This window comes from Streptomyces sp. NPDC087428 (assembly GCF_044744085.1).
In the GTDB taxonomy this organism is placed as follows: domain Bacteria; phylum Actinomycetota; class Actinomycetes; order Streptomycetales; family Streptomycetaceae; genus Streptomyces.
In genome coordinates this window covers 167978-194105 of the sequence record NZ_JBIUXR010000012.1, presented here as the reverse complement: position 1 = coordinate 194105, position 26128 = coordinate 167978, and the positions used below count along the sequence as shown (strand labels likewise).

The window sequence follows — 26128 nt, the reverse complement described above, 5'->3', positions numbered from 1 at the left end:
TCGCGTCCCGCCCCCTCACCCGCTGTGCCGTTCCGCTGTCAGACGCGCACGCCGGCCTGGATCAGCTGGAGGTCGGCGGCGTTCGCCTCGGTGACCTTCCACAGTTCCCGCTGGCGTCCGTGCACGTCGGCCACCGCCGCCGCGTGGTCGTCCAGCAGTCCGGCCGCCCGCTCCAGCAGCCGCGCGCCGAGGTGCCGGTCGTGGACGGAGATGCCCCACTCGGGCCGCTCGATGTCGGACAGGAAGTACGCCATCTTCGGGTGCGAGATCAGGCTGATGACCGGCGTACCGCAGCCGAACGGGATCATGCCCGCGTGCCCGCGCATCCCGATGACCAGCTTGGTCCTGGCGTAGGTGTCCCGGATCTCGTCGTTGCCGAAGTCGTACATCGGGATCACCGGCAGCGCGATGCCGTGCTCGCGCCGCAGGTCGAACGCGATCCGCTCGTCGTCCAGCGAGTGGGCCACGCACTTCACCTCTGCGTGCTTGCCGAGCCCCTTGACCGCGGTGGCCGTCTCGGCGAGGAAGTGCCCGTAGTCGTGGCCGAAGCGGAGCCCGGAGCGGTCGTACGCGGCGTTGATCAGCACGGTGTCCTCGCGCCGCACCGGATCGGTCCAGCCGTCCACCAGGTGCCGGGTGACGGTGGTGGGGCAGGGCTGGAAGCGGACCTTGTCGTGGAGCGAGGCCGGCAGCAGCTCGCGGACCTTGCGGATCGAGCCGTGGTTGCGGAGTCCGAAGAACGCGGAGCGCTCCACCAGCTTGCGCAGCGAGGAGAGGAAGCGGTCCCGGCCGTGGCCGTACGCCTGGCCGTCGAAGGCGTTGAAGCCGACCGCGTACACCATGACGGGTACGTCGATCCGCTCCAGCAGTTCGTCGGGGACGTTCCACTGCCAGCCGCTGTTGCCGTTCGGAGCGGTGTCCGGGATGAAGAGGCCGCCGCCGCCGATGACCAGTCCGCGGCGGGCGTTGACCCGTTCCAGGGCGGCCTCGTCGAAGAGCCGGTGGGCGTGGACGGAGTGCCAGCGGGCCGGGCCGGGGTCCCGGCCGAAGGCGAGGCGGACGCTTTCCGGAAGCAGCTTGTCCCCGGCGTTGCCCTGCCGGTCCATGTAGAAGGCGACGTGTGCGAGCTGGTCGGCGGCCGGTCCCTCGTCGGGGGCGGCGGCCTCGCCGGTGCGCTTGTACATCAGGCGGTTGGCCCGGTGGGTGGGGTCGACGCCGAGCCCTTCGAGGGCGTACCGCGCCGCGCCCATGTCGTCGCCGTGGATCCAGGCGATCTGGGCGAGGCGCGAGAAGGCGGTGGCGGCCCGGTTGGGCGCGGCGGCGGCCAGCAGGAGCTGGGCGCGGGCCTCCTCGTAGCGGGAGACGCTCATCAGGGCGTGGCCGAGCACCTCGTGCGGCCAGGCCTCGTCGACGGGGATCGGGACCGAGCCGAGGAGTTCGGCCGCCTCCTGGTACTCACCGGCGACGATGTGCGCGGTGGCGACCCGGCGGGCGCTGTCGGGGTCGGCGGTGCGGCGGACGTGCGGGGTGCCGTAGTGCACCAGCAGGTCGTGGTGCTTGGCACCGGGCAGGGCCAGGTAGGCGGCGTGGAACTCGGCGTCGGACAGCTCGGACTCGCGCCAGCGCTCCTCGGCCTGTCCGTACCCGGCCTCGCCGCCCTGCCACGGCTTGTGCCGGCCGGTGAAGTGCAGGATCGCGGTGGTGTCCGGCACCGGGAGATCGCCGGAGAGCCGCCGCTTGACGTAGTTGTAGCGGGAGTCGAGCTGCACGAAGTCGCCGTCGAGCACGGCGTTCAGGATGCCCTGGTCGTGCTTGTCCAGCTCGTAGTCGCCGCTGCGGACCGACCGCGTCGATCCGTGCGCAGAACGCGTCGCTCAGGTACTCGCGCTGGATGACCAGCAGCCCGCTGTTGAGCTTGTGCTGCCCGTAGAAGAACTGCGGGACGGCGGCGAGTCCCTCGCGCAGCCGCAGCAGTTCGTCCAGGGCGCCGAGGACGACCATGTCGGTGTCCAGCGTGATCACGGTGTCGTAGTCGCGCACCCGGAAGACGTCCAGGATGAAGTAGGCCTTGCGCACCAGGTAGTTGTCCTGGTCGCCCTTGGCGTACGTGTCGTAGTGCGCGGCGTCGACCCGGCGGAAGTCGACGCGCGGGTGCAGCTCCCGGATACGGGCGACGGACGCGGGACGCAGACCGTCGTGCAGGACGACGAAGTCCTCGCAGACCCCCGGGTTGGACAGGGCGAGGCTGCGCAGCAGGGCGAGGAAGCCGGGCAGGTAGTTCTCGTCCACGAAGCTCGCGAAGGCGACCCGGCGCTTGCCGGTGAGCGCGTTGGCGGGGGCTGCCTGTGCGGGGGTGGGCGTCTCGGCAGGGGGCGTCGTCGTCATCGCAGTCGGATCCTCGTATCGGTGACGCTCAGGGCGCGTTCCATGACCCACGCCTTTTCGCTGGTGTACTCGTGCACGGAGGTGATCGGCATCTTCATCGCGGCGGGCAGCCGGTAGGCGCCGCTCTCGTAGAAGTCGAAGCCGATCAGGTCGAGCCGCGGACTGACGTCCAGGTGGTCCAGCAGCCACAGCATGTTGAACCCGCTGGTGGGGATGGACGGCCAGACGTCCGTGCCGACCTTGCCGATGTCGCGCAGCGGCCAGCGCAGCGACTCGTCCCCGAGGTAGCGCTGGGCGCCCGGCACCAGCCGGTTGCGCAGCGAGTACTTCCAGTCGCCGGAGAGCCCGCCGAACACCAGCCGGGTGTGGACCTCGCGGTCCCAGTTGAAGCCGTGCTTGTGGATGGTGACGTGGATGTCGGTGCGGCTGCCGGTGGCGGCCGGGTCGATCCGGTACGAGTTGAAGCGGACGACCAGGTCGTACGCGTCGATCTCGGCGCCCATCGAACCGGCGCCGACCCGCTGCGAGTTGGCTATCAGACAGATCGACTTGCCCGCGATGTGGTTGCGGAACTCCCCGAGCGTGACCCATTCGACCCCGCCGAAGGTGGGGTCGGCGACCGGGCCACGCATCCGGGTCCGGCGCTGCCCGGCGTAGAGCGCGATCAGCTCCGTCAGGTGGCCGGCGCCTTCGCCGCCCGCGGTGGTGCGGGGAGCGCCGCCGCTGCCCGGCGCCCCGGCGGCCTCCAGGGCGAGGCCGAGGTACTGGGCCAGGGCCTCCTGGATCTCCGGTACCGGCGCGCCGGCCCGCTCCTGGGCCAGGAGGGCGCCGATCAGCCGGGACCGCGCCCGGTTCCGGTCCCCGCGTGCGTGCAGCGCCAGGCCCTCGGCCCAGGTGTCGGTGACCGGCTCTCCGGCGAAGCCCGCGGCCTCGGGGCAGTCCCGCTCCAGCATCCGCAGCAGTTCGCCCTGGCGCTCCGCGCCGGCCCGCAGCCCGGCCGTCCGCGCCGCGATCCCGAAGCCGTCGTCGTCGGTGAGGGCGAGGTAGCGCTCGTACGCCTCGACGGCGTCGCTCTCCGCGCCCATCGCCTCCAGGACGCGGGCCCGCAGCCGCCAGGCCGCGCGGGAGCGTCTGCGCTGGGTCAGCACGGTGTCCGTGACGAGGACCGCGAGCTTCAGCTCGTCCTCGTAACCGCAGTCCAGGGCCTTGTTGCCGACGGCGAGCAGCGGGTCGAGCAGTTGGTCGCCGAGGATCAGGGCGGGGCCGGCGGGGCCCTTGGAGGTGCGCCGCAGCAGGGGCGCCGGGGAGGAGGCGGCGGGCGTCTGCTCCAGGGTGGCGTGGGTGGCGAGCAGGTTCCGCAGGGCCTCCGCGAGCGCCGTGCGCCGCCGGTCGAGCCCGGCGACCAGCTTCCCGCTGTGGGCGGCGCAGGCGCGCAGGCAGGTCTCCAGCTCCGTCGGTCGGACGGCGGCGAGGGACCCGGTGCCGTCCTCGGACGGGGCCGGGTCCTGTGCGTCACGCTGCCGTGGCCAGCGGGTGCGGGCTTTCGTCATGGCGCTCCAAAGCGTCTGCTGCCCGTGGGGCGTAGGGAGGGGGACGGATGTTCGTCAACCGTTCGGGGTTCCACGGCACGCTAGGAAACCTGAACGGCCGCAGGATGAACTCGCCCTGTCGGCGGGGAAAACTGCTGCCGCCCGCCCGTTCCCGGTGATGACCCGGCGGGGGCCGCCGGATGAAGGGCCGCGGACCATCAGGTGAACCACCCTGTCCTGCAAGGGATTTCACGATGTTCGATGACATATTCGACCCACCATGAGGACTCCGCCGATTCTTCGATCGCCGCGCGGCCGGGGCGCCGCCCTGGCCGCCGTGCTCGCCGTCGTCACCGTCTGCACCGGCGACGCCATGGCCCGCGGCTACCCCTTCGGCCCGCGCACCCGCAGCGTGAACGACCTGGGCAACCAGTTCGTACCGTTCCACGCCCACCTCTGGGACCTGCTGCACGGCAGAGCGGACGGCGGGCTGCTGCTGAACTGGCAGTCCGGCTTCGGCACCAGCTTCCTGCCGGACCTCGGTACGTATCTGAGCAGCCCGTTCGCGCTGCTCGTCGGGGTGTTCCCGAGGGACCGGATCGACCTGGCCGTCTACGTGGTCACGCTGGTGAAGACGGGCGTGGCGGCGGCGGCGATGTCGTGGCTGCTCACCGTGTTGCGCCGGGGGCGCGGCCGGGAGTGGGCGGCGGCCGTGCTCGGCGCCTCGTACGCGCTGTGCGGCTGGTCGGTCGCAGAGGCCGCGTACAACCCGATGTGGCTGGACGGGCTGATCGCCTTCCCGCTGCTCTGCCTGGCCGGTGAGTGGGCGCGGACCGGGCGGCGGCCGGTCCTGGGAACGCTCCTGGTGACGCTCGCCTGGGTCGCCAACTTCTACACCGCGTACATGGCCACGCTCGGGGCCGCGCTGGTGCTGGTGGTACGGCTGCTGCTGGAGGACGGGACGTCACGGGAGCGGGTGCGGGGGCTGGGGCGCGCGGTGCGGACGGTGCTGCTGGGCATCGGGCTGGCCGCGCCGGTCCTGCTGCCGGTCTTCCTCGGCACCGAGCACGCCTACCCGGGCTGGACCCGGGAGTTCGCCCCGGCCGCCTGGCCGGATGTCGCGGCCCGGCTGCTGCCGGCCACGTACGGCTTCTTCAGTCCGGCGGTCTTCCTCGGCACGGCCGCCCTGCTGCCGGCCTGCGCGCTGGCCTTCCACCGTGCCGTGCCACGGGCCGAGCGGTGGGTGTGGCCGGGGCTGGTGGCGGTGGTCGCGCTGTCGATGCAGTGGGGGCCCACCCATCTGCTCTGGCACGCCTTCGCGACGCCGAACGGCAGCCCGTTCCGGCAGACGTTCGTGCTCTGCGGCCTCCTGGTGATCGCCGCCTGGACCTCCGTCGCCCGTGCCTGGCCGGACCGGCGGGCGCTGCTGGGCGGCGGCGGGGTGCTGTTGCTGATCGCGGCCGCGGCCGCGCCCAGCGCGCTGGTCACCCGGTGGACGTATCCGCTGTTCGCCGCGGGTCTGGTGGCGGCGCTCTGCGCTCTCGCGCTGGTGCGCGGCGGCAGGTTCCTGGCGCTCGCGGTGCTGCTGCTGGTGGGGGCGCAGGCCGGGCAGGCCGCGGCGACCACCGCGTACGCCGACCGGCAGCGGCTGAGGCTGCTCGACGACTACGCGCCCTGGGGCGAGCACCAGCGCCTCCAGGCCGATGCGGTGGCCGGCGCCGACGGCTGGCCGCGCTACCGCACGGAGCCGGGCGCGGAACAGACCACCGCCAACGACCCGCTGCTGGTCGGCGGTCAGGGCGGGGCGTACTACAGCAGCCACACGCCCGACGTGACGACCCGCACCTTCCTCGCGCTGGGCGGCGGCTGGACCTCGCGCGGCCGGGCGTTGCAGAGCCTGGACAACCCGGTGACCGACGCGGTGTTCTCGGTCGGCGCCCGGGTCCACGCGCCGCGCGATCCGCACCAGGTCTGGAACCACCCCGACGACCGGCCGGTGACCGTGACCCGGCAGGACGTCCCGCCGCTGGTGACCGTGCGGCCGTCCGGGTCCGGGGGTACGGCTCCCTGGGGGCGTTCCCCGTTCCGCAACCAGGAGAGGCTGCTCGGCGCCCCGGTGTACACGTTGCCGGCGACCGTGCTGCGGTCCGCGGACGGTGGGGCCGCCCCGGACCGGAGTACGTCCGCGTACGAGGTGCGGTCCGGCACGTACACCCTGAGTGCGAGCTGTCCGGCCGGCAGCCGGGTGTTCCTGTGGGCGCCCGACCTGTTCGGCACCGCCCGGCTGGGGGCCGCCGGTGAACCGGCCGACCTCCGGGGCGACCTGCCCACGCGCCGGGCCGCGATGCTGCCGCTGGGTCCGGGCGCGGGCCGGATCGCCGTGACGCTGCGGGCGGAGCGGGACGGGACCGTTCCGCACGAGTCCGTCGGCTGCCTGGATCCGGGGCGCCTCGCCTCGGCGGTGGCGGGGCTGAAGCGGTCGGGCGCGACCCGGGTCACCGTCTCCGGCGGCGGGGTGCGCGCCGAACTCCCGCCGCACACCGAGGGGATCGCCGTGCTGGCCGCGCCCAGGATCGCGGGCTGGAGCTGCGACGGGCGCCCGGCCGGCTCGTACCTCGGTCTCGTCGCGGCGCCGGTCGACGGCCGGACGACGGTGGACTGCTCGTTCCGGCCACCGGGGCTGCGGGCCGGGGCGCTCGCCGGGGCCGCCGCGCTGGCGGGCCTGCTCGCGACGGCGTTCGCACCGGCGGTCCTGGCCCGGACCCGGCGGCGGCGCGCCCGCCCGTAGGGCCTTGCCGGCCGGGGGTCCTCAGCGCACCCCGTACCGCGCCTCGACGCCCGCGACGATCAGCCGGAGCCCGTCGTCGAAGCGTGCGTCGTAGTGGTCGAAGATCTCGGAGCCGGCCGCCGCGGCGAGCGGGTAGCGGGCCATCCGCTCCGCGCGTTCCCCGATGTCGAAGCCCTCGCGCCGCTGGTCCGGCATCGGCCGGACGCCCTGCTCCTCGCTGACGAAGCCCATCGTGAACGCGTACGCGGTGGTGGCCGCCCGGACCGCCTGCCACAGCTCGAAGCCCGCGTCGACCATGGTCCGCAGATGGCCTTCGAGCCCGTCCGCGTGGTCGGTGCCGGTGAACTTCGCGCCGCCGTAGACCTTGGCCCCGTCGCGGTAGCGCAGCAGCGCGCGGCGCAGCCCGGTGTTGTACGCGACGAGCTGGTCCTGCCAGTTCTGCGGGGCCGGCCCCGGCAGGTCCTCATCGAGCATCCGGCGGTACATCACCGTGGCCATCTCGTCGAGCAGCGCCTGCTTGTCCTTGAAGTGCCAGTAGAGGGCGGGCGCCTTGACGTCCAGCTCCCTGGCGATGGCGCGCAGGCTGAGCCCGTCCAGGCCCACTTCGTTCAGCAGCCGCAGCGCGGTGTCGGCCACCCGGGACCGGTCGATCTTCGTCGTACCCACCTCGTCAAGTTAACAGCCCCGCCTTGACAATTTAACAGCGTTAAGCACAGACTCCGAACCATGGAACTTAACAACGTTAAGGAAACCGGCGTCCTCATCGTCGGCGCCGGCCCCTCCGGTCTCGCCCTCGCCTGCGACCTGGCCCGCCGGGGCGTGCCCGCCCTCCTCGTGGAGCAGGCGCCCGCGCTCTTCCCCGGCTCCCGGGGCAAGGGCATCCAGCCCCGCACCCGGGAGGTCCTGGACGACCTCGGGGTCGGTGCCGCGGTCCGCGAGCACGGCGGCCCCGCGCCGGTCGGGATGGTCTGGCAGAACGGCGAGCGGGCGGGCGAGCACCGCATGTTCCGGGTGGCGGCCCCGACGGACGCCGAGCCGTACGGGGAGCCGTGGATGATGCCGCAGTGGCGGACCCAGGAGATCCTGCTGGCCCGGCTGCGCGAACTGGGCGGCGACGTCGCCTTCTCGACCGCGCTGACCGGCCTCGGCCAGGACGCCGACGGGGTCACCGCCCAGCTGTCCACCGGCCCGGTCCGCGCCTCCTACCTGGTCGCGGCGGACGGCGGGCGCTCCACGGTGCGGCGGGCCCTGGGCATCGCGATGACCGGGGAGACGGTGGACCCGGCACCGATGCTGGTGGCCGACGTACGGGTCGCGAAGGAGGCGCTGGACCGGCTCAACTGGCACATGCTGAACACCGACTCCGGGTTCGTCACCCTGTGCCCGCTGCCCGGCACGGCGGACTTCCAGCTGGTCGCCCAGTTCAAGCGGGGCGAGCCGGACCTCTCCCTGGCGGGGGTGCGCGCGGTCGTCGCGGAACGCACCCACCTGGACGCCGAGGACATCACCGAGCTCCGCTGGGCCTCCGACTTCCGGCCGCGCGCCGCGCTGGCCGACCGGTTCCGCGAGGGGCGGGTCTTCCTGGCCGGGGACGCCGCCCACGTCCACTCCCCCGCCGGCGGGCAGGGCCTCAACACCAGCGTCCAGGACGCGTACAACCTCGGCTGGAAGCTCGGCCAGGTGCTGAACCACGGCGCGGCCCCGGCCCTGCTCGACAGCTACGAGGAGGAGCGCCGCCCGGTCGCCGCCGAGATGCTCGGCCTGTCCACCCGTATCCACCGCGGCGAGCAGGAGCGCGGCGCGGCCACCCAGCAGCTGGGCATCGGCTACCGAGGCGGCCCGCTCTCGTCGGGCCGGGCGGGCGTCCTGGAGGCCGGCGACCGCGCCCCTGACGGGCCCACCGGCGACCGGCGGCTGTTCGACGTCTTCCGGGGCCCGCACTTCACGCTGCTGGCGGTCGGCACCGACGCGGAACTGCCGCAGTCCGCGGGGCCGGCGGTCCTGGTGCACCGCACGGACGCGTACGAGGCGTACGGCACGGGGCTGTTCCTGGTCCGGCCGGACGGCTACATCGGCTGGGCGGGCGAGGACACGACCGGGCTCGCCGCGTACCTGGCACCGCTGGGCCTCGGACCGCGACTCGGCCGAGGGGCTGCCGGGTGACCTCCGGCCGGGCGGTCAGACGCTGCCGAACGAGAGCTTCGCGGCAGATCCTCGGTCAGACGCTGCCGAACCAGAGCGTCGCGGCAGATCCTCGGTCAGACGCTGCTGAGCGAGAGCTTCGCGGCGAAGCCGAGGAACAGCACACCCGCCGCCGAGGTGGCTCCCGCCGAGAGCCGCTTGCGGCGGCGGAACGCGGCGGACAGCCGGGTGCCGCCGAATATCAGCATCGTCAGGTACAGGAAGCTCGCGGCCTGGAGCAGGGTGCCCAGCAGCAGGAACGAGAGCGCCGGGTAGGCGTACCCGGGATCGACGAACTGCACGAAGAACGAGATCAGGAACAGGATCGCCTTCGGGTTGAACAGGCTGACCACCAGCGCCCGGCGGTACGGCCGCTCCATCGTGCCCACGGCCCCGTCCCCGTCCGCCGGCTCGCCCGTCAGCTCGGCCACCCGCCGGTGCCGCTCGCGCCACATGGACACCGCGGCCCGCAGCATCCCGAAGGCCAGCCAGGTCAGATACCCCGCCCCCGCGAACTTCACCACGGCGAAGAGCACGGGCGTCGTCTGCAGCAGCGAGGAGGCCCCCAGCGCGGACAGCGTCATCAGCACGGTGTCCCCGGTCCACACCCCGGCCGCGGCCACATAGCCGGTCCGCACCCCGCGCCGGGCGGCGACGGACAGCACGTACAGCGAATTCGGGCCCGGCAGCAGAACGATGAGCACCAGGCCGGCGAGATAGGTCGGAAGGTCAGTGACACCCAGCATGAAACGGAGTGTCGCACGCGAGTACGACAGTCCGGCCCCGGGGTGGCGGGATCAGAACGTGTCCGCCGGCACGTACGCCCCCCACACCTCCCGGAGCGCGTCGCACACCTCGCCCACCGTGGCGCGGGCCCTGAGCGCGTCCTTCATCGGGTACAGCACGTTGTCCGTGCCCCCGGCCGCGCTCCGCAGGGCGGCCAGCGCGGTGTCCACCGCGCCCCCGTCGCGCTCGGCGCGGAGCCGCGCCAGCCGGGCCGCCTGCCGGGCCTCGATCTCCGGGTCGACGCGCAGCGGCTCGTACGGCTCCTCCGCGTCGAGCCGGAAGCGGTTGACACCGACGACGACCCGCTCGGCGCTGTCCGTCTCCAGGGCGACGCGGTAGGCACTGCGCTCGATCTCGTTCTTCTGGAAGCCGCGCTCGATCGCGCTGACGGCGCCGCCCATGTCCTCGACCCTGAGCATCAGCTCCAGGGCCGCGGCCTCGATGTCGTCCGTCATCCGCTCGACGGCGTAACTGCCGGCGAACGGGTCGACGGTGGCCGTCACGTCCGTCTCGTACGCCAGGACCTGCTGGGTGCGCAGCGCGAGCCGGGCGGACTTGTCGGTCGGGAGCGCGAGTGCCTCGTCGAAGGAGTTGGTGTGGAGGGACTGGGTGCCGCCCAGGACGGCGGCGAGGCCCTGCACCGCGACGCGCACCAGGTTGACCTCGGGCTGCTGGGCGGTGAGCTGGACGCCCGCGGTCTGGGTGTGGAAGCGCAGCATCAGCGACTTGGGGTTCGCGGCACCGAACTCCTCCTTCATCACCCTCGCCCAGATCCGCCGGGCGGCGCGGAACTTGGCGACCTCCTCCAGCAGCGTCGTACGGGCGACGAAGAAGAAGGAGAGCCGCGGGGCGAAGTCGTCGACGTCCATGCCGGCCGCGACGGCGGTACGGACGTACTCGACGCCGTCCGCGAGCGTGAAGGCGATCTCCTGCACGGGCGAGGCCCCCGCCTCCGCCATGTGGTAGCCGGAGATCGAGATGGTGTTCCACTTCGGGATCTCGGCCCGGCAGTACCTGAAGATGTCGGCGGTCAGCCGCAGCGAGGGCCCCGGCGGAAAGATGTACGTGCCGCGGGCGATGTACTCCTTGAGCACGTCGTTCTGCACGGTGCCGGTCAGCTGCCGCGCGGGCACCCCCTGCTCCTCGGCCACCAGCTGGTACATGAGCAGGAGCAGCGCGGCCGGTGAGTTGATCGTCATGGAGGTCGAGACCCGGTCCAGCGGGATCCCGTCGAACAGCTCCCGCATGTCGTCGACCGAGTCGACCGCCACACCGACCTTGCCGACCTCGCCGGACGCGAGGGCCGCGTCGGAGTCGTGGCCCATCTGGGTGGGCAGGTCGAAGGCGACGGACAGGCCGGTGGTGCCGTGGGCGATGAGCTGCTTGTACCGGGCGTTGGACTCGGCGGCCGTGCCGAAGCCCGCGTACTGGCGCATCGTCCACGGGCGGCCGGTGTACATCGACGGGTACACGCCGCGGGTGAACGGGTAGCCGCCCGGCTCTCCCAGCTTCTGCGCGGGGTCCCAGCCGTCGAGCGCGTCCGGCCCGTAGACCGGCTCGACGGGCAGTCCCGACTCCGACTCGCGCGTCATCCGCTCCGCCTCCCGCCGGGTCACCGATGCGGAACCTGGGGCCCTCGGGTGCCCGTTAACGATTTCCCCATCATCCGCGGGATTCGGCAACCGGGCGGAGCGGGAATCCGTCCCATGGGATACCGGAGACCCGAGGGGGCCGAGATGATACGCACCAGAAGGACCGGACGCGGCCACGCGCCCAGGGGCGGCAGGGGAGCCGCGGCGACGGTCGCGGCCGTCGCCGTACTCGCGCTGACCGCGGTGACCGCCGGGTGCGAGCCGCAGGCCGCGGGCAGCACCCCGTCCGCCCCGACGCCCGTACCGGTGAGCGGTACGCCCACCGACGACGCCGAGCCCGGCACGGGCGAGCCGACGACGACGCCCCCCTCCGCGAGCGCGGAGCCGAGCGCGCCGTCGACGTCCGCACCCCCGCCCGACCCGCAGGGCAAGGTGCTGATGGCGAGCGGCGCACAGGGCAAGCAGGTGCGCGAGCTCCAGGCCCGGCTGCGCCAGATCGGCCACTTCGACCGCAGCCCCACGGGCTACTACGGCACCGTCACGGTCGCCTCCGTGCAGTCGTTCCAGGGCAAGCGCGGACTGTCCCGTACGGGGAAGGCGGACACGCTCACCTGGCAGAAGCTGCTCGGCATGACGCACGAGCCGACGGCGGCGGAGCTGAACCCGCCGACCACGCGTCCGGTCGCGAAACCGGACAAGCGCTGCATGACGGGCCGGGTGATCTGCATCAGCAAGAACAGCCGGTCGCTGTCCTGGATGATCGACGGCACGGTCCTCTCGTCGATGGACGTGCGGTTCGGCTCGCAGTACACGCCGACCCGCGAAGGCACCTTCTCCGTCTACTGGAAGTCGCGGCACCACGTGTCGACGCTCTACGACTCCCCCATGCCGTACGCGATGTTCTTCAGCGGCGGCCAGGCGGTGCACTACTCGTCGGACTTCGCGGCCCGCGGCTACAACGGCGCCTCGCACGGCTGCGTCAACGTCCGGGACGAGGGGAAGATCGCCTCGCTGTTCGCCCAGGTCCGCAAGGGCGACAAGGTCGTCGTCTACGGCTGAGCGCCGGGCGGGTCCGGAGTACGGAGGAGATGAGGGGCGCGGGCGGGACCGGGGGAACGTGTCCCGCCCGCGCCGATGCGCCGAGCCGAAGGTACGGGGGGAACCCCGGCTCAGGACGCGGCCGATGACCAGTCGGCTCACTCAGTACTGCGTCTGTGCCCCGAAAAACGTCACACCCGGTGGCGGGCGGGGTCAGCGGGCCGCGACGGGGGTGCCCGGCGCCGCCGGCTGCGAGGCACTGACGTCCGACGCGGGCTCGGTCCCTGGGCCCGTTCCCGGGTCCGTCGCGGGGTCGGTTCCGGCGAAGGCGGTCGACGGCTGCGGGGAGACCGGGGTGAACCCGATCGACGGGAGGGAACCGGAACCGCCGGACGGCGAGTCGCCGCCGCCGTCGCCGTCCGAATCGCCGCCACCGTTCTGGCTGTTGCCCTGGCCGTCGGCCTGGTCGAGCATCCGGTCGCAGAACCGGTCCAGGTTGGTGGCGCCCTTGGCCAGCGCTTCGAGGCGGCGTCTGCGGTCGTCGTCGAGCTTGCCGTCGCGGTAGTCGCGGCAGGCCTTCAGGGTCTTGGCGTACCAGGCGCCCGAGGTGTCGGGCGGGGAGGTGCCGGGCTTCCCCGCACCGTCACCGTCCTTGCCCTCGGCGGCGTCCGAGGAACCGCCGGCCGGGTCCTCGTGCTTCCCGGTGCCGGTCCCGCCACCGGCCGCGGGGGCGGTGGGGCCGCTGCTGCCGGGGCCGGCGGTGCGCTTCCCGCCGGAGCGGGCCGGGTCCGGGGTCTTCGGCGGCACGCTCTCCGCGCTCGCCGAGCCGGACGGCGGCTCGGGCGTCCCGTCGTCGGCGGTGAGGCCGGAGCCGAGCTCCTCGGGCGACGCGGCAGCCGACACCGAGGTCGCCGGCGAGGGCGCGTGCCGGCCGAAGGGTCCGGGCAGCACCCCGGTCCCGGCGGCCACCGCCACCCCGCCGATCGCACAGCACGCGAGGGAGGCGACCAGACCGAAGCGGAGGGGCCGGCTCCAGCGCGAGGGGCGGCCACCACGGAAACCAGCGGACCCGGCCCCGGACCTGGACCTGGACCCGGACCCGTGGCCGGAGGTGGCCCTGCCTATGTGTACGGGCGCGAGCATGCCGGTCTCGCCCGTCCCGTCCAGCCCGGCGGCGGGCACCCCACCGGTACGCGCGGACGCGGAACGGGTACCGGACGCGGCGCGGGGGGCAGCACGGAAGGCGGCCAACGCGGCTGCCTCGCCCGGAAGTTCACCGGTGGCCGGGCGGGCGGACCGGGCCGCGGCGTCCAGAGCGGCCGCGAGCCTCCGGGCGTCCTGTTCTGGCTGGCCGTCGGCAGGATCGACCGGTTCGCCGCGGAGCAGTCTCTCCGCCGCTTCCTTGTCAAGCCATTCGTAGTGCTCGTCGGCCATCACATGTCCTTCTGCGTCCACGGACGCGAATGCGTCACACCGGCGGGCGCCACCAGGCCGGTGTGGGAGGGGCGCTGCGCGGGTACGGCACCGAGTTCCGCCGTCCGGCCCGCCGCGCTGCCGTGCGGGGACTGCGCGGGGGACGAGGCGTCGACCGGACGCCCGGTGCCGCCGGGACCGCCGGTGCCGTCGGGGCTGCTGGTGCCACCGTGACTGCCGGTGCCATCGGGGCTGCCCGCGCTGTCCGGGCTCTCCGCGCTCTCCGCGCTGTCCGCCCGCAGCAGTTCGGCGAGCCGCTTGAGCCCGCGGTGGGCGGCGGTGCGTACCGCGCCGGGGCGCTTGCCCAGCGTCAGCGCCGCGCTCTTCGCGTCGAGACCGACCACCACGCGCAGCACCACGGCCTCGGCCTGGTCCTGCGGCAGCTGGGCTATGAGCGACATGGTGCGGCCGGTGGCCAGGGCTTCGATCGCCTCTGCGGCCGTGTCGGACTCGGCGGGCTTCTCGGACAGTTCCGTCTCGTCGCCGCCGGCCGAGGGCCTTCTGCCGCGCATCCGCAGATGATCCAGGGCACGGTTGCGCGCTATCCGCGCCGCCCACCCCCGGAACCGGTCCGCGTCACCGCTGAACCGGTCCAGGTCGCGCGCTATCTGGAGCCAGGACTCGGACGCCACGTCCTCGGCGTCCGGCTCCCCCACCAGCGTCCTTATGTAGCCCAGCAACCGCGGCTGCACAGCGCGGTACACAGTACGGAAGGCGTCCTCGTCCCCGTCCTGCGCCGCGAGCACCGCGGCAGTAAGCCCCGCGTCGTCCCCCAGCACTCCCTCAACCCGCCCTGCTGTCCTGAATCGCAGCTGGTCACCACTGCCGCGCCACCCTGCGCGACTCAGCACGCTACGTCCTTCGCGGGCATCACGTCCATGACTTGTACAACCCGCAACATTCCGCGGCCGGGCCGCGGTGTGACAGAAAACGCGGTCACGACGCTGAGATGAGTACGGGGTCGTCCTGCGGCCCCGCGGAAGACGACCGGGGCCTCTCCTGTGGGGGGTGGCGGCCCCGGTCGTCGTTCCGGCCTTCCCGCTCCGCTTGTGCCCGTTGACCCGGTCTCACCAGCCTTTCAAGGAGACCTTCGTGCCTCCTTGGAGGCCCGTCTCCTCGTAGAGCTCACGGACCGCCCCGCCACTTCGACACCCAGTCCCCGACCGAGCCCGCCCCTGGCGCCGACACGGACGCCCTCGCCGTCCTCGCCCATGCGGGCCGCCCGGCACACCCCACAGCGTGTCGTCCGATCAGCCCCGCCCCGGCAGGAAAATGTGGGGGTATGACGACACAGCTCGGACTCCCCGACGACATCCAGGCCTGCCTCTTCGACCTCGACGGGGTGGTCACCAGGACGGCGATGGTGCACGCCGCCGCCTGGAAGGCGACCTTCGACGCCTTCCTGCGCGAGCGGGACGGAGCTGACTTCCGTCCCTTCACCGACTCCGACTACGATCAGTACGTCGACGGCCGACCCCGTGCCGACGGCGTACGCTCCTTCCTCGCCTCGCGCGGCATCGAGTTGCCCGAGGGCACCCCCGGCGATCCGCCGGACACGCAGAGCGTCAACGGCGTCGGCAACCGCAAGAACGAACTCCTCCTGGAGAAGATCCGCACCGACGGCGTGGAGCCGTACGAGGGCACGCTGCGCTACATCGACGCGGTCCGCGCCGCCGGACTCGCCACCGCGATCGTCTCCTCCAGCGCCAACACCCGCGACGTACTGCACTCCATCGACGCCGAGCGGCTGTTCGACGTACGGATCGACGGTGTAGTGGCCAGGGAACGGAAACTGCCGGGCAAACCGCACCCCGACACCTTCCTGGCCGCCGCCCGCGACCTCGGCGTCGAGCCGTCCCGCGCCGCCGTCTTCGAGGACGCGCTGTCCGGCATGGACGCGGGCCGATCCGGGCACTTCGGCTTCGTCGTCGGCGTCGACCGCGTCGGGCAGACCGACGCCCTCTACGCCCACGGCGCCGACCGTGTCGTCAAGGACCTCGCCGAGCTCGGAGGCCGTGCATGATCACCAACCGGACGTACACCGTGGAGCCCTGGCGCGTGCGCGAGACGGCGCTCGACCTCGACCTGCTGGCGCAGAGCGAGTCCGTCTTCGCCCTGTCCAACGGGCATGTCGGCTGGCGCGGCAACCTTGACGAGGGCGAACCGCACGGCCTGCCCGGCAGCTACCTCAACGGCGTACACGAACTGCACCCGCTGCCCTACGCCGAAGCGGGCTACGGCTACCCCGAGTCGGGCCAGACCGTCATCAACGTCACCAACGGCAAGCTGCTGCGGCTGCTGGTCGACGACGAGCCCTTCGACCTGCGCTACGGGCGGCTCGGCAAGCACGAACGCACCCTGGACTTCAGGCGCGGCGTGCTGGAGCGGAGCTGCGAGTGGACCTCCCCTGCCGGTACGACCGTCCGGGTGCGTTCCACTCGCCTCGTCTCCCTCACCCAGCGCGCCATCGCCGCCGTGGAGTACGAGGTCGAGCCCGTCGACAGCCGGACCAGGGTGGTCATCCAGTCGGAGCTGGTCACCAACGAGAGCCTGCCCTCCTCCGACGGCGACCCGCGGACGGCCAAGGCGCTGCAGTCCCCGCTGGAGCCGGAAGAGGACCAGGCCATCGGATCGCGGCTGCGCCTGGTCCACCGCACCCGGCGCAGCGGCCTCAGGGTCGCCGTGGCCGCCGACCACGTCGTGGACGCGCCCGGGGAGATCACCACCAGCAGCGAGAGCAACACGGACGTCGCCCGCCTGACCATCACCTCCGTCCTGGACCCGGGACAGCGGCTGCGGGTGCAGAAGACCGTCGCCCACGGCTGGTCGGGCGCCCGCTCCCGGCCCGCGATGAGCGACCAGGTCGAGGCCGCGCTGGCCGCCGCCGCACATGGCGGCTGGGACGAACTGATGGCCCAGCAACGGGCTTACCTGGACGACTTCTGGGCCCGCGCCGATGTCGAGGTGCACGGCGACGAGGAGATCCAGCAGGCCGTCCGCTTCGCCCTGTTCCATGTGCTTCAGGCCGGCGCCCGCGCCGAACAGCGCGCGATTCCAGCCAAGGGGCTGACCGGTTCCGGATACGACGGCCATGCCTTCTGGGACACCGAGATGTTCGTGCTGCCCCTCCTCACCTACACCGCGCCCAAGGCAGTCGCCGAGGCGCTGCGCTGGCGGCAGGCCACTTTGCCCGCCGCCCGGGACCGCGCCACCCAGCTCGGGCTGCGCGGCGCCGCGTTCCCGTGGCGGACCATCGACGGCTCGGAGGGCTCCGCGTACTGGCCGGCCGGCACCGCCGCCTTCCACGTGGCCGCCGACATCGCTCACGCCGCGGTGCGTTACACAGCGGTGACCGGCGACACCCACTTCGAACGCGAGACCGCCCTGGAACTCCTGGTGGAGACGGCCCGGCTGTGGCGCTCACTGGGCCACCACGACAACCACGGCGTGTTCCACATCGACGGCATCACGGGGCCGGACGAGTACAGCGCCGTCGTCGACGACAACACGTACACCAACCTCATGGCCCGCTCCAACCTCCTCGCCGCGGCCGACGTGTGCGAACGCCACCCGGAGGAGGCGGCCCGGCTCGGCGTGGACGAGGAGGAGAGCGCCGCCTGGAGAGACGCCGCCGAGGCCGTGCACATCCCCTACAACGAGGAGATCGGCGTCCACGAACAGCACGCCGGCTCCACCCACCACCAGCGCTGGGATTTCGCGGGCACGGGCGCCGACCAGTATCCGCTGATGCTGCACTTCCCCTACTTCGACATCTACCGCAAGCAGGTGGTCAAGCAGTCTGACCTCGTGCTGGCCATGTACACCTGCGGCAACTGGTTCGACGCTCACTGCGACGACGACCAGATGGCCGCGAACTTCGCCTACTACGAGCCCCTGACCGTACGGGACTCCTCCCTGTCCGCGTGCTGCCAGGCCGTCGTCGCCGCCTGGACCGGACATCTGCGGCTGGCCTACGACTACGCCACCGAGGCCGCCCTGATGGACCTGGACGACTTGGAGCACAACACCCGCGACGGACTGCACATCGCCTCACTGGCCGGTACGTGGACGGCACTGGTCGCCGGATTCGGCGGCACCCGCCGGAACGGCGACCGTCTGCGCTTCACACCCCGCCTGCCCGAGAAGTTCAGCCGCCTCGCCTTCCGGCTCCAGTTCCGCGGGCGGTGCCTGCAGGTGGAGATCGAGCCCGACAGGGCGACGTACTCGCTGCTGTACGGCGACCCCCTGACGATCCACCACCACGGGGCGGAGACACACGTGAGCGGGGAGGGGCCCGTCACCCTCGCCATCTCCCCGCCGAAGCGGCGGCCCACCCCCGAACAGCCACCGCACCGCCGTCCGGGAGCCGCCGACCGGTGAGGCCCGGAGCAGGGATGAGACGGCGTGACCGGGCGAGCAGAAGGCGTTCGCCTGCCCGGCACCGAAGAGCGTGGGCTCGCAGACGCGGTACCCAGCAGTGCTTGGTCATGTTGGTGCGGGGTCTGGAATGTCGCGGTGACAGGTGGGGCGGGCGCCGGTCCAGGTCGCGAGGAGTAGTTGCAGCTCGCGGACGACTCGGTAGAGGCTCAGGCCGGCGCCGTCTCTTGTGGGGATCGGCTCAGTCGCTGGAGGGTGCAGAAGGTTGCGGGCAGATTGAAGAGCCAGAACTGCACGGGTTCGTCCTGGTCGGCGGGCCATTCGGCCAGCGGCCGGCGCGTCGGAAGCTCGGCGCCGGCCGTGGCCTTGCGGATCTCACCTCCGGCGGGCCGGATCCGCAGGGCCGCGACGCGGGCGCACCTGGCACCGGCCGGTCGCAACCCTGGCCGCCCTTTGCCGCCTGGTGCGGTGAGACGGTTCACATCGTTTTCAGAGCGGCGCTCGCCTCGGGCGCGTGCAGCGGACTGAAGTGCGGGTTGACGGCGAGGGCTGTGGTGAGCTCGTCGCGGGCTGCGTCGGTGTTGCCGAGGGACTGCTGGATCATCCCGCGGTGGTAGTGGAAGAGCGCGTTGCGGGTGCCCAGCGTGAGCGCCCGGTCCGAGGCGGCCAGGGCTTCCCGGTCCTGGCCGTTGACGTGGAGGGCCCAGGCCAGGGCGTCCTGGGAGTCGAGGAAGGGCCGGCTCTTCACGCTCTCGCGTGCGAGGGCGAGGGCTTGTCCGCGGTCTCCGTGGTCGGCCTCGAACAGGGCTGCGTCGGAGTCGAGTGTGACGCCGTTGGCCGCGAAGAGTTTCTGTTCGGCGCGGAAGATCCCGTACTGCTGGTCTGCTTCCTTCGTACGGCCGAGCGACTGGTAGAGCTCGCCGAGCTGGAGCACGTATTCGGGAAGTGGCAGGCGTTGGCCGGCGCGGGTGAGGTCGGTGACGGCTGCGGTGTTCTTCCCGAGCGCGGCCTCGGCCCTGGCTCTGATCTGGAGCAGGGCGGCGTCGTCGGGGACGGTGCGCAGGCCCTCTTCGGCGTCGGTGAGTGCCTGGTGCGCGTCGCCGTTGTTGAACGCCATTTCGCTGAGGTAGTAGCGGGCGAACGCCTGATCCGCGGGGCTGCCCGCGGTCTCCAGGGCTCGTCGCATGTCGGTGCGCGCGGTGGTGAGGTCGCCCCGCAGTTCCGCGGCGTAGGAGGCGCGGGCCAGTGACGGGGTGCCGGGTTTCAGGTCGACCATCTTCTGCACGGCGTCGGCGGCCTCGGAGTAGCGGCCCAGCTGGGTGCAGGCGTCGGCGAGCGTCCCGTAGAGGGTGGCGTTGTACGGGTTGACGGCGATGGCGCGCTCGGCCCAGTCCAGTCCCTGGGCGAAGTTGTGCCGGGCCGCTTCGAGTGCGGCCATGCCGCCCATCGCGGCGAAGTTGTCCGTGCTGTCGAGAGCCAGTGAGCGCTTGAGGACCGCTTCGGCCTTCGGGTAGTACGTCGGGTCGGCGGTGATCTTCGCCTGCTGGACGTAGTTCAGGCCGAGCGTGCCGAGTGCGACCGGGTCACGCGGGTTGCGTCGTGCGCGGTCCTGGAGCGTGGTGATGTCGACAGCCAGCGGGTCGGCGCCGGTCGCGGGGCCGCGTCCGGCGTTGGCTTCGGGGGCGCCGGCAGTGCTGTGCGATGCGGGCCACGGGGTCAGCCCCAGTCCGCCGGCGAGGAAGAGCGCCGTGGCGAGGACGGTGGCCACGGCGGCGGACAGCAGGATGCGTCGGTACGTGGGCAGTCGGCGGAGTTGCATGGTCTGTTCCCGCTCTGGAGTGTGGACGAGCCCGGTGGCCGGCTGGGTCTTTCGGCCGGATCGGGCTGGATCAGGGAGTGCGGCACCGGACGCCGGGCGCCGGACGGGCCCTGGCGGACATGGTCTAGCCGGCAAGGGTGGCGTAGACGACGAGGTTGGCGAGGTACCCGCCCCGGGTCCGGTCGTAGGTCCCGCCGCAGGTGATGAGCCTCAGTGCCGGTGGTCCGGTGGTCGTGTAGACCTGACTGTCGGGGAAGGCGTCCTTCTCGTAACTCCGCAACGCCCGGACCGTGAAGGCGAGATCCGTGTGGTCGTCGCGGCGGACGGTTATCCGGTCGCCCGGCCGGAGGGAGGACAGCCCGTAGAAGGCCGCCGGACCGGTGGCGGAATCGACGTGTCCGACGAAGACCGCCGCACCCGGGTCGCCGGGCCGCGGCCCGTCGCTCCACCATCCGACGTCCGCGGGATTCCCGGGCGCCGCGAGCGTGCCGTCCTGCTGGACGCGGAGGCCGGTGAGGGCCTTGTCCAGTCCGATCGTGGCTATGCGTATGCGCTGGGGCGGCGGCGCCGCCGGTGAGGTCTCTGCGGCGGTGTCGTCCCCGCCCTGCTGGACAGGGACGACGCCTATGTCGACGTCCCTGATACCGGCGGTCGTCGGTGCGAGGAGCGCCCACGTTCCGGCGCCGCCGAGCGCTATCCCCCCGACGACGGCCGCCGTCGCGATGATCAGGCGGCGGCGCTTCGGGGGCTGCCTCCGGTCGCGCCGCGGTCGCCCGCCCTCGGGTGCAGAGGGCGGGCGACCTGTGGTGGCGGGGCCGGTCATGCCTGGTTGGCGCGCCGCCGGCGCAGGGCCAGCGCTCCCGCACAGGCGAGGAGAGCTCCGCCGCCGACCGCGGTGACGGCCACGACGGGGAATCCGTCGCCGAATGCGGTGCCGCCGAGGCCCGCCCCGACGCCGCCGCCGGGGTGCAGCGAGTCGGCCTGGTTGACCGCCGCGGTGTTGGGCAGCGCGACGTAGGGGAACGAGGCGCCCGGCCGGCGGTAGGGGGTGTCGACCGCGTCGCCCGCTGCGAGGCCGGTCACGATCTTGCCGGTCTGTGCGGCGCCTTCGAGTGCCTGGAGCTCGATGTCGACGACATCGTCGTTCAGTCGACGGCCGTTGGGGAAGCCGCCCAGGTCCTGGGCGAGGACACCGAGGCGGTTGGGCTCGGCCGTGACCGGCACGGACATGTTCAGCCGCAGCTCCTCGGCCGGGACGAACGCGGCCTTGTCGACGTCCGCGTTCAGCAGCTGGGAGTTCAGGTCCGCCTTGATCGGTCCGCACGCCTTGCAGACGCCGGTGAGGAAGATCTCGACCAGGTCGTTGCGCGGCGTGGCCGGGGCCGGAATCCCGTAGATGCTCTGGATCAGCTTGGGCACGATCGGGTCCTTGACCTTGTCCACGACCGGCGTGACGGTGTGGTCCATGTCCGGACTCAGCGCGTTGAAGGCGTCCTTGTACTTCAGCGGGACGACCACCTCGTTGACCAGCGGGTTACCGAGGCGTGAGACCTGGCGCCACTCGGACTCGCTGCCCTTGTCGGATGCGGTGCCCTTGGCGTCCCCGGCCGAGGACGACGACTCCCCGCCCTTGCCGCCGGCACCGGCGACCGTCGCGCCCTTGCGGTCGGTGGTGGACCAGATGCCGATGACCGGGTTGCGCTTGGCGTCGCCCTTCAGTGCCAGATCCTTCTTGGGCACCTGGAGGGCGATGGTGTTGACGTTGTAGCCGGCGAGCGTGTTGTGCCCGGTCTCCTTCAGGTTGCCCCCGTAGAGGAGGTCGAAGATCCGCAGGTCCAGGAAGAACGGGTCGGACGCCTGCCCCGCGAACGTCTGGCCTCCGCCCGGCACGTCGAGGACGGCCTGCTTCCGGAGCGAGGCGTAGTCGGGCATCGAGGCCCTGCCCACGTTCGACGGCGCCGCCGGGGCGTCCTTGAGCAGCGTCTTGGTGTTTCCGTGCGCGTCGGTCGCCGTCAGGGTGTACGTCTGCCGGAAGTTGAGCGTCGAGTCGTCCAGGGTCTTCACGACACCGGTGTTGTAGAGGAACTGGTTGGCGTCGTCCCGGATGTGATCGGTGAACTTCCAGGTGTACGTGGTGTCGGGCTTGCCGTCGCCGTTCCCGTCGATCTTGATGTTGTAGCGGGCGTCGTTGGCGAACGGGTAGAAGTTCGGGCCGCCGTTGGGTTCCTGGAAGGGGATCCAGTTGGCCACCAGCGTGACCGTGTCCGGCTTGTCGGGGCTGGTGAAGGCGTAGACGTCGGTGTTGTCGGCCTTCGGGTCCCCCGATGTCAGGGGCGCCTCGCGGTGGCTGGAGGCGGAGCTGATGCCGGGCGCCAGGCCGGTGAGCGCCATGGCGCTGACCAGGGCGAGGGTCCCCGAGGCGGCGAGCGCTCGTTCGAGGCTGCGAGCCGGGCGTTTCGATCGTGAGGGGCGGCAGAACTGCATGGGCCATCCGTTTCCGGTGAGAGCCGCGGCCTTCCGGAACGTGAAGGGAGGCGGCTGGGAGCTGCGCTCGAAGTGCCACCTGGGAGTACGCCGGGCCCAGCCCGGAGGTGAGACCCACGCGGCAAGCGTCACACGGTGTGACGAAGAGCTATGTAAAGGGCACCATGGGTGACGTGCCTCCGCGCGACGGCGGAGCCGAACGAGGGCCCCCACGCGTCGGCCCGGAGGGGCTCGCTGAGCCGCGTGAGTGACGGGCGGGCCGGGGCAGTCGGTCACGGAGGACGAACGGGTACCACTGTGGTCCCGCCCGTCAGGCGGTCACCCATCAGCACGCAGGCCGCGCCGACCGCCCCGGCGTCCCCCTGCGTCCCCTCGCCGGAGGCGAAACGGATGAACTCCCTGCTCGGAAGCGGCCTTGCGGTGACGGCTCGCCGTGCCCTCGCACGGCGGGCGGCTCTGGTGGCCGCCGCCGTGGCGTGGCTGTTCGCCATGGCCGTGCCCGCGGCCGAGGCGCATCCCCTCGGCAACTTCTCGATCAACGAGTACGCCGGTTTCGCCCTCCGCCCCGACCGCGTCGACGTGCTGACGGTCACCGACACCGCCGAGATCCCCACGCTTCAGGCCACCCCGGCGATCGACACGGACGGCGACGGCCGGGCGAGCAGCGGTGAGCTCAGCGCCTGGGCCGGCACACAGTGCGCCGCGACCTCCGCGAGGCTCGCCGTCACCGCCCCGGAGCGCCTGGTCTGGACGACCCGGTCGGCGACGTTCCGCCTCCAGCCCGGCCAGGGCGGTCTGCGCACCGGCCGGCTGGAGTGCAGACTGCGGTCACCGCTGGACCTGACAGCGGGGCCGGTGACGCTGCGGGTCGACACGGGCGCGGACCGGAAGCGGGTCGGCTGGCACGAGATCACCGCGACCGGAATCGGAACCCGGCTCCAGGACTCCACCGTGCCGCAGACCTCGCCCACCCATGAGCTCCGCAGCTACCCGCGCGACCTCCTCTCCACGCCGCGTGGAGACACCACGGCGCGGTTCACCGCGCTCCAGGGCGGCCGGACGGCGGGCGCCCCGCCCGGCAGCACTCCGGAGGCGGGACTCGGCGACGGTCTCACCGGCCGCGTCGAAGCACTGTCGCAGCACCTCACGTCGATGGCCGGGGCCCGCGACCTCACCCTCCCGATCGGCCTGCTGGCCGTACTGCTCTCCCTCGTCCTGGGCGCGGGTCACGCGCTGCTGCCCGGCCACGGCAAGACGGTGATGGCGGCCTACCTCGCGGGCCGCCGCGGCAGCGTACGGGACGCGGTCACCGTCGGAGCGACCGTGACCGTCACCCACACCGCGGGCGTCATCGTCATCGGCCTCTGTCTCACCACCTTCTCTTCCCTGGCCGGCGACACGGTCCTGAACTGGCTCGGAGTCATCAGCGGCGCACTCGTCGCTCTGGTCGGCGCCACGCTCCTCACCGACGCCGTCCGCCGCACCCGCCGCATCCGCCGCAAGGCAGGCGCCGGCGCCGCACACCCGGCCGAGGTGTCCCCACTGGCACTGACCGGCGCGGGCACCCACGGCCATGGCCACGCCTCCACGACCACCGAGTCGCCCCACACCCACGACCACGCGAACCACGCGCACCCGCCGTACGAGCACCCCCATGAGCACGACGACAAACACGAACACGACCACGACCACGACCACGAAAAGCCCCACGGCCACGGCCTGTTCGGGCACCACACGCACGCACACACGCACGCACACGCACCGGCCGACGACGGCACACAGCCGTTCACCACCCGCGGCCTCATCGGCCTTGGCGTCGCCGGAGGCCTGGTGCCCAGCCCCTCCGCACTCGTCGTGCTCCTCGGCGCCATCGCGCTGGGCCGCACCGCCTTCGGCGCGGCACTCGTCCTCGCCTACGGCATCGGCATGGCCGCCACCCTCACCGCCGTCGGGGTCCTCCTCGTCAAGCTCGGCAACCGCGCCGAATCCCTCACCGCACGACCGGCGTTCGCACTCATCCGCAGGATCGCCCCCTGCACCGCCGTCCTGACCGCGGCACTCGTCCTCGTCGTCGGAATCAGCCTGGTGGCACGCAGCCTGCCCCTCGCCCTTTGACCGGTGGCCATGTAGCCATGTGGGCATGCCGGTATGAGCCCGGTGCCCGCAGGGTACGGATACGGCTGCTGCGTGGCCGTTCGGATCTGCAGGCGCCGGGACTCTGCGGCCGGGCGCCCCAGGGGGAGGCGAGCGGTGCGGGCTGATCAAGGAATTCTCGCGTTGATGGGCTCGGGCGAGACCAGCCCCACCATGGTCACGTTGCACCGGGAACTGGTCGCGCACCTGGGTGCCGATCCGGGGGCGGCGATCCTGGAGACGCCGTACGGGTTCCAGGTGAACCGTGACGACATCTCCTCACGTGCCAGGGACTACTTCCGGCGCAGCGTCGGTCTCGCCACCGCGGTCGTGTCCGACGCCGTCGCGGAGACCGTTTCGGAGGACGCGCTCGACGGCATACGCGATCAGGTCCGCAGGGCGGCCTGGGTGTTCTCCGGTCCGGGCAGCCCCTCCTACGCGCTGGGCCGGTGGCGGGAACAGGGACTGGGGCAGGTCCTGGCCGACCGGGTGCGCCGCGGCCACGGGGTGACGGTGATGGCCTCGGCGGCCGCGTGCACCGTCGGGTTCGCCGCGCTCCCCGTCTACGAGGTCTACAAGGCGGGCCACGCCCCGGTCTGGCTGGAGGGCCTGGATCTGCTCGGTGTCCTCGGCCTGCCGGTCGTGGTGATTCCGCACTACGACAACGCGGAGGGCGGCACGCACGACACCCGCTTCTGCTACCTCGGCGAAACCCGCCTGGCCTCCATGGAACGGCAGTTGCCGGACACGGCCGCCGTCCTGGGCATCGACGAGCACACCGCACTCGTCATCGACCTCGATGCCGCTGTCGCGCGGGTGTGGGGGCGCGGTGTGCTGACCATTCGCCGACGCGGCGTCAGCACCCTCGTCCCCTCGGGCACCACCCTGACGCTGGAACGGCTGCGCGCCCTCGTGGCCGGTACGGACGAGGGCGAGACCCCCGCCCCCCGGCAGCCGTCCGCCTGCCCCGGCGCGGCCGCGCGTCCCACCGGTCAACCGGTCACCCTCCAGGAAGCCGTGACCACCGCGGAAGCGCGCTTCGACGCCGCCCGCACCGCGCAGGACGCGGGAGCCATGGTCGACGCGGTCCTCGCCCTGGAGACGGTGATCGCCGCATGGGCCACGGACACCGAGGAGGATCTCGGCGCGGACTGGGCCCGTACCGTCCTGCGCGGCATGATCCGCCAGCTCACCCGGCCCGCTCAGCAAGGCATGCGGGAACCGGACTTGACCATCGGGCTCATCGCCGGCCCCCTGCTCGAACTGCGCCGGCGGCTCCGCACCCAGGGCGCCTACGATCTCGCCGACGTCGTGCGCGACGCCCTCGCCGCGGCCCGCGTCCACATCAGCGACACCCCCGACGGCAGCCGGTGGCACTTCACCCCGGGCGAAGCGCCCCGGCCGGCCGGCCCCGACGGCCCCGTCCCGCCGCAGGCGTAGCGGCGGGAACACACCGTGACCTCGACATGCAGGTGCGAACGAGTCGCAATAGGGTCGGCGAGATCCGGGCCAGAGCCCGCCCTGCCGACCTTGGAGCCGCCAT

At 72.5% G+C, this 26128-nt stretch carries 16 protein-coding genes and 1 pseudogene; 7 read left to right on the top strand and 10 right to left on the bottom strand.

Annotation, left to right across the window (positions count from 1 at the left end; all coding sequences use genetic code 11):
- Positions 1-38: 38 nt before the first annotated feature.
- Together ACIO3R_RS26060 and ACIO3R_RS26055 are read right to left on the bottom strand one after the other, a co-directional pair.
- A pseudogene (locus tag ACIO3R_RS26060) lies at positions 39-2385 on the bottom strand (glycosyltransferase).
- Entirely contained in the window at positions 2382-3935 is a 1554-nt protein-coding gene (locus ACIO3R_RS26055) for a hypothetical protein (protein ID WP_402109110.1), read from the bottom strand. Before ACIO3R_RS26055 ends, ACIO3R_RS26060 begins: the two are co-directional and overlap by 4 nt.
- 259 nt (positions 3936-4194) lie before the next feature.
- Here ACIO3R_RS26055 and ACIO3R_RS26050 point away from each other — a divergent pair, with 259 nt between their 5' ends.
- Complete coding sequence (locus tag ACIO3R_RS26050; protein ID WP_402109109.1) at positions 4195-6702, top strand: YfhO family protein; 2508 nt, start codon at positions 4195-4197, stop codon at positions 6700-6702.
- A 21-nt stretch (positions 6703-6723) separates the two neighbouring features.
- Here the strand turns inward: ACIO3R_RS26050 and ACIO3R_RS26045 are convergent, their stop codons facing one another.
- A complete protein-coding gene (locus tag ACIO3R_RS26045; protein WP_402109106.1) occupies positions 6724-7368 on the bottom strand; it encodes a TetR/AcrR family transcriptional regulator C-terminal domain-containing protein in 645 nt (214 codons plus the stop codon).
- A 60-nt stretch (positions 7369-7428) separates the two neighbouring features.
- Between ACIO3R_RS26045 and ACIO3R_RS26040 the strand changes: the two genes are divergently transcribed.
- Complete coding sequence (locus ACIO3R_RS26040; RefSeq protein ID WP_402109105.1) at positions 7429-8865, top strand: FAD-dependent monooxygenase; 1437 nt, start codon at positions 7429-7431, stop codon at positions 8863-8865.
- 95 nt (positions 8866-8960) lie between these two features.
- Here ACIO3R_RS26040 and leuE read toward each other — a convergent pair whose 3' ends face one another.
- Together leuE and ACIO3R_RS26030 are read right to left on the bottom strand one after the other, a co-directional pair.
- On the bottom strand, positions 8961-9629 hold the full coding sequence (leuE, locus tag ACIO3R_RS26035) for a leucine efflux protein LeuE (RefSeq protein WP_385035959.1): 669 nt from the start codon (positions 9627-9629) through the stop codon (positions 8961-8963).
- Positions 9630-9680: 51 nt separating this feature from the next.
- On the bottom strand, positions 9681-11261 hold the full coding sequence (locus ACIO3R_RS26030; protein WP_402109102.1) for a methylmalonyl-CoA mutase: 1581 nt from the start codon (positions 11259-11261) through the stop codon (positions 9681-9683).
- A gap of 144 nt (positions 11262-11405) precedes the next feature.
- Here ACIO3R_RS26030 and ACIO3R_RS26025 point away from each other — a divergent pair, with 144 nt between their 5' ends.
- Positions 11406-12320 (top strand): L,D-transpeptidase family protein, encoded by a 915-nt coding sequence (locus ACIO3R_RS26025; RefSeq protein WP_402109099.1) that lies wholly within the window; start codon positions 11406-11408, stop codon positions 12318-12320.
- Positions 12321-12512: 192 nt separating this feature from the next.
- Here ACIO3R_RS26025 and ACIO3R_RS26020 read toward each other — a convergent pair whose 3' ends face one another.
- Both ACIO3R_RS26020 and ACIO3R_RS26015 read right to left on the bottom strand, forming a co-directional pair.
- On the bottom strand, positions 12513-13733 hold the full coding sequence (locus ACIO3R_RS26020) for a hypothetical protein (RefSeq protein WP_402109097.1): 1221 nt from the start codon (positions 13731-13733) through the stop codon (positions 12513-12515).
- Positions 13733-14551, bottom strand: a complete 819-nt coding sequence (locus ACIO3R_RS26015) for an RNA polymerase sigma factor (RefSeq protein WP_402109283.1) — start codon at positions 14549-14551, stop codon at positions 13733-13735. Before ACIO3R_RS26015 ends, ACIO3R_RS26020 begins: the two co-directional genes overlap by 1 nt.
- 503 nt (positions 14552-15054) lie before the next feature.
- Here ACIO3R_RS26015 and ACIO3R_RS26010 point away from each other — a divergent pair.
- Complete coding sequence (locus ACIO3R_RS26010) at positions 15055-15795, top strand: beta-phosphoglucomutase family hydrolase (RefSeq protein ID WP_402109095.1); 741 nt, start codon at positions 15055-15057, stop codon at positions 15793-15795.
- Positions 15792-18152 (top strand): glycoside hydrolase family 65 protein, encoded by a 2361-nt coding sequence (locus ACIO3R_RS26005; protein WP_402109094.1) that lies wholly within the window; start codon positions 15792-15794, stop codon positions 18150-18152. Before ACIO3R_RS26010 ends, ACIO3R_RS26005 begins: the two co-directional genes overlap by 4 nt.
- A gap of 475 nt (positions 18153-18627) precedes the next feature.
- On the opposite strand, the gene ACIO3R_RS26000 is transcribed toward ACIO3R_RS26005, so the two are convergent.
- The 3 genes from ACIO3R_RS26000 to ACIO3R_RS25990 all read right to left on the bottom strand — a co-directional run bounded on the left by ACIO3R_RS26000 (position 18628) and on the right by ACIO3R_RS25990 (position 22452).
- On the bottom strand, positions 18628-19968 hold the full coding sequence (locus ACIO3R_RS26000) for a tetratricopeptide repeat protein (protein WP_402109091.1): 1341 nt from the start codon (positions 19966-19968) through the stop codon (positions 18628-18630).
- A gap of 124 nt (positions 19969-20092) precedes the next feature.
- Positions 20093-20791 carry a class F sortase gene (locus ACIO3R_RS25995; RefSeq protein WP_402109088.1) on the bottom strand — a complete coding sequence of 233 codons (699 nt, stop codon included), beginning with the start codon at positions 20789-20791 and terminating at the stop codon, positions 20093-20095.
- Positions 20788-22452 carry a DUF4331 domain-containing protein gene (locus ACIO3R_RS25990; protein WP_402109085.1) on the bottom strand — a complete coding sequence of 555 codons (1665 nt, stop codon included), beginning with the start codon at positions 22450-22452 and terminating at the stop codon, positions 20788-20790. Before ACIO3R_RS25990 ends, ACIO3R_RS25995 begins: the two co-directional genes overlap by 4 nt.
- Positions 22453-22842: 390 nt before the next feature.
- Between ACIO3R_RS25990 and ACIO3R_RS25985 the strand changes: the two genes are divergently transcribed.
- Positions 22843-24567, top strand: coding sequence for a nickel/cobalt transporter (locus tag ACIO3R_RS25985; protein WP_402109083.1), 1725 nt, complete (start codon positions 22843-22845; stop codon positions 24565-24567).
- A gap of 165 nt (positions 24568-24732) precedes the next feature.
- On the top strand, positions 24733-26025 hold the full coding sequence (locus ACIO3R_RS25980) for a hypothetical protein (RefSeq protein WP_402109081.1): 1293 nt from the start codon (positions 24733-24735) through the stop codon (positions 26023-26025).
- The last annotated feature ends 103 nt before the right edge of the window (positions 26026-26128 follow it).

Bases quoted from the DNA above. Each gene is read 5' to 3' on its own strand.
- ACIO3R_RS26040 (WP_402109105.1), top strand. From the start codon at position 7,429: ATGGAACTTAACAACGTTAAGGAAACCGGCGTCCTCATCGTCGGCGCC.
- ACIO3R_RS25985 (WP_402109083.1), top strand. From the start codon at position 22,843: ATGAACTCCCTGCTCGGAAGCGGCCTTGCGGTGACGGCTCGCCGTGCC.
- ACIO3R_RS26055 (WP_402109110.1), bottom strand. From the start codon at position 3,935: ATGACGAAAGCCCGCACCCGCTGGCCACGGCAGCGTGACGCACAGGAC.
- ACIO3R_RS25980 (WP_402109081.1), top strand. From the start codon at position 24,733: ATGGGCTCGGGCGAGACCAGCCCCACCATGGTCACGTTGCACCGGGAA.
- leuE (WP_385035959.1), bottom strand. From the start codon at position 9,629: ATGCTGGGTGTCACTGACCTTCCGACCTATCTCGCCGGCCTGGTGCTC.
- ACIO3R_RS25995 (WP_402109088.1), bottom strand. From the start codon at position 20,791: ATGACCGGCCCCGCCACCACAGGTCGCCCGCCCTCTGCACCCGAGGGC.
- ACIO3R_RS26050 (WP_402109109.1), top strand. From the start codon at position 4,195: ATGAGGACTCCGCCGATTCTTCGATCGCCGCGCGGCCGGGGCGCCGCC.
- ACIO3R_RS26000 (WP_402109091.1), bottom strand. From the start codon at position 19,968: ATGCAACTCCGCCGACTGCCCACGTACCGACGCATCCTGCTGTCCGCC.
- ACIO3R_RS26010 (WP_402109095.1), top strand. From the start codon at position 15,055: ATGACGACACAGCTCGGACTCCCCGACGACATCCAGGCCTGCCTCTTC.
- ACIO3R_RS26005 (WP_402109094.1), top strand. From the start codon at position 15,792: ATGATCACCAACCGGACGTACACCGTGGAGCCCTGGCGCGTGCGCGAG.
- ACIO3R_RS26025 (WP_402109099.1), top strand. From the start codon at position 11,406: ATGATACGCACCAGAAGGACCGGACGCGGCCACGCGCCCAGGGGCGGC.
- ACIO3R_RS26020 (WP_402109097.1), bottom strand. From the start codon at position 13,733: ATGGCCGACGAGCACTACGAATGGCTTGACAAGGAAGCGGCGGAGAGA.
- ACIO3R_RS26030 (WP_402109102.1), bottom strand. From the start codon at position 11,261: ATGACGCGCGAGTCGGAGTCGGGACTGCCCGTCGAGCCGGTCTACGGG.
- ACIO3R_RS25990 (WP_402109085.1), bottom strand. From the start codon at position 22,452: ATGCAGTTCTGCCGCCCCTCACGATCGAAACGCCCGGCTCGCAGCCTC.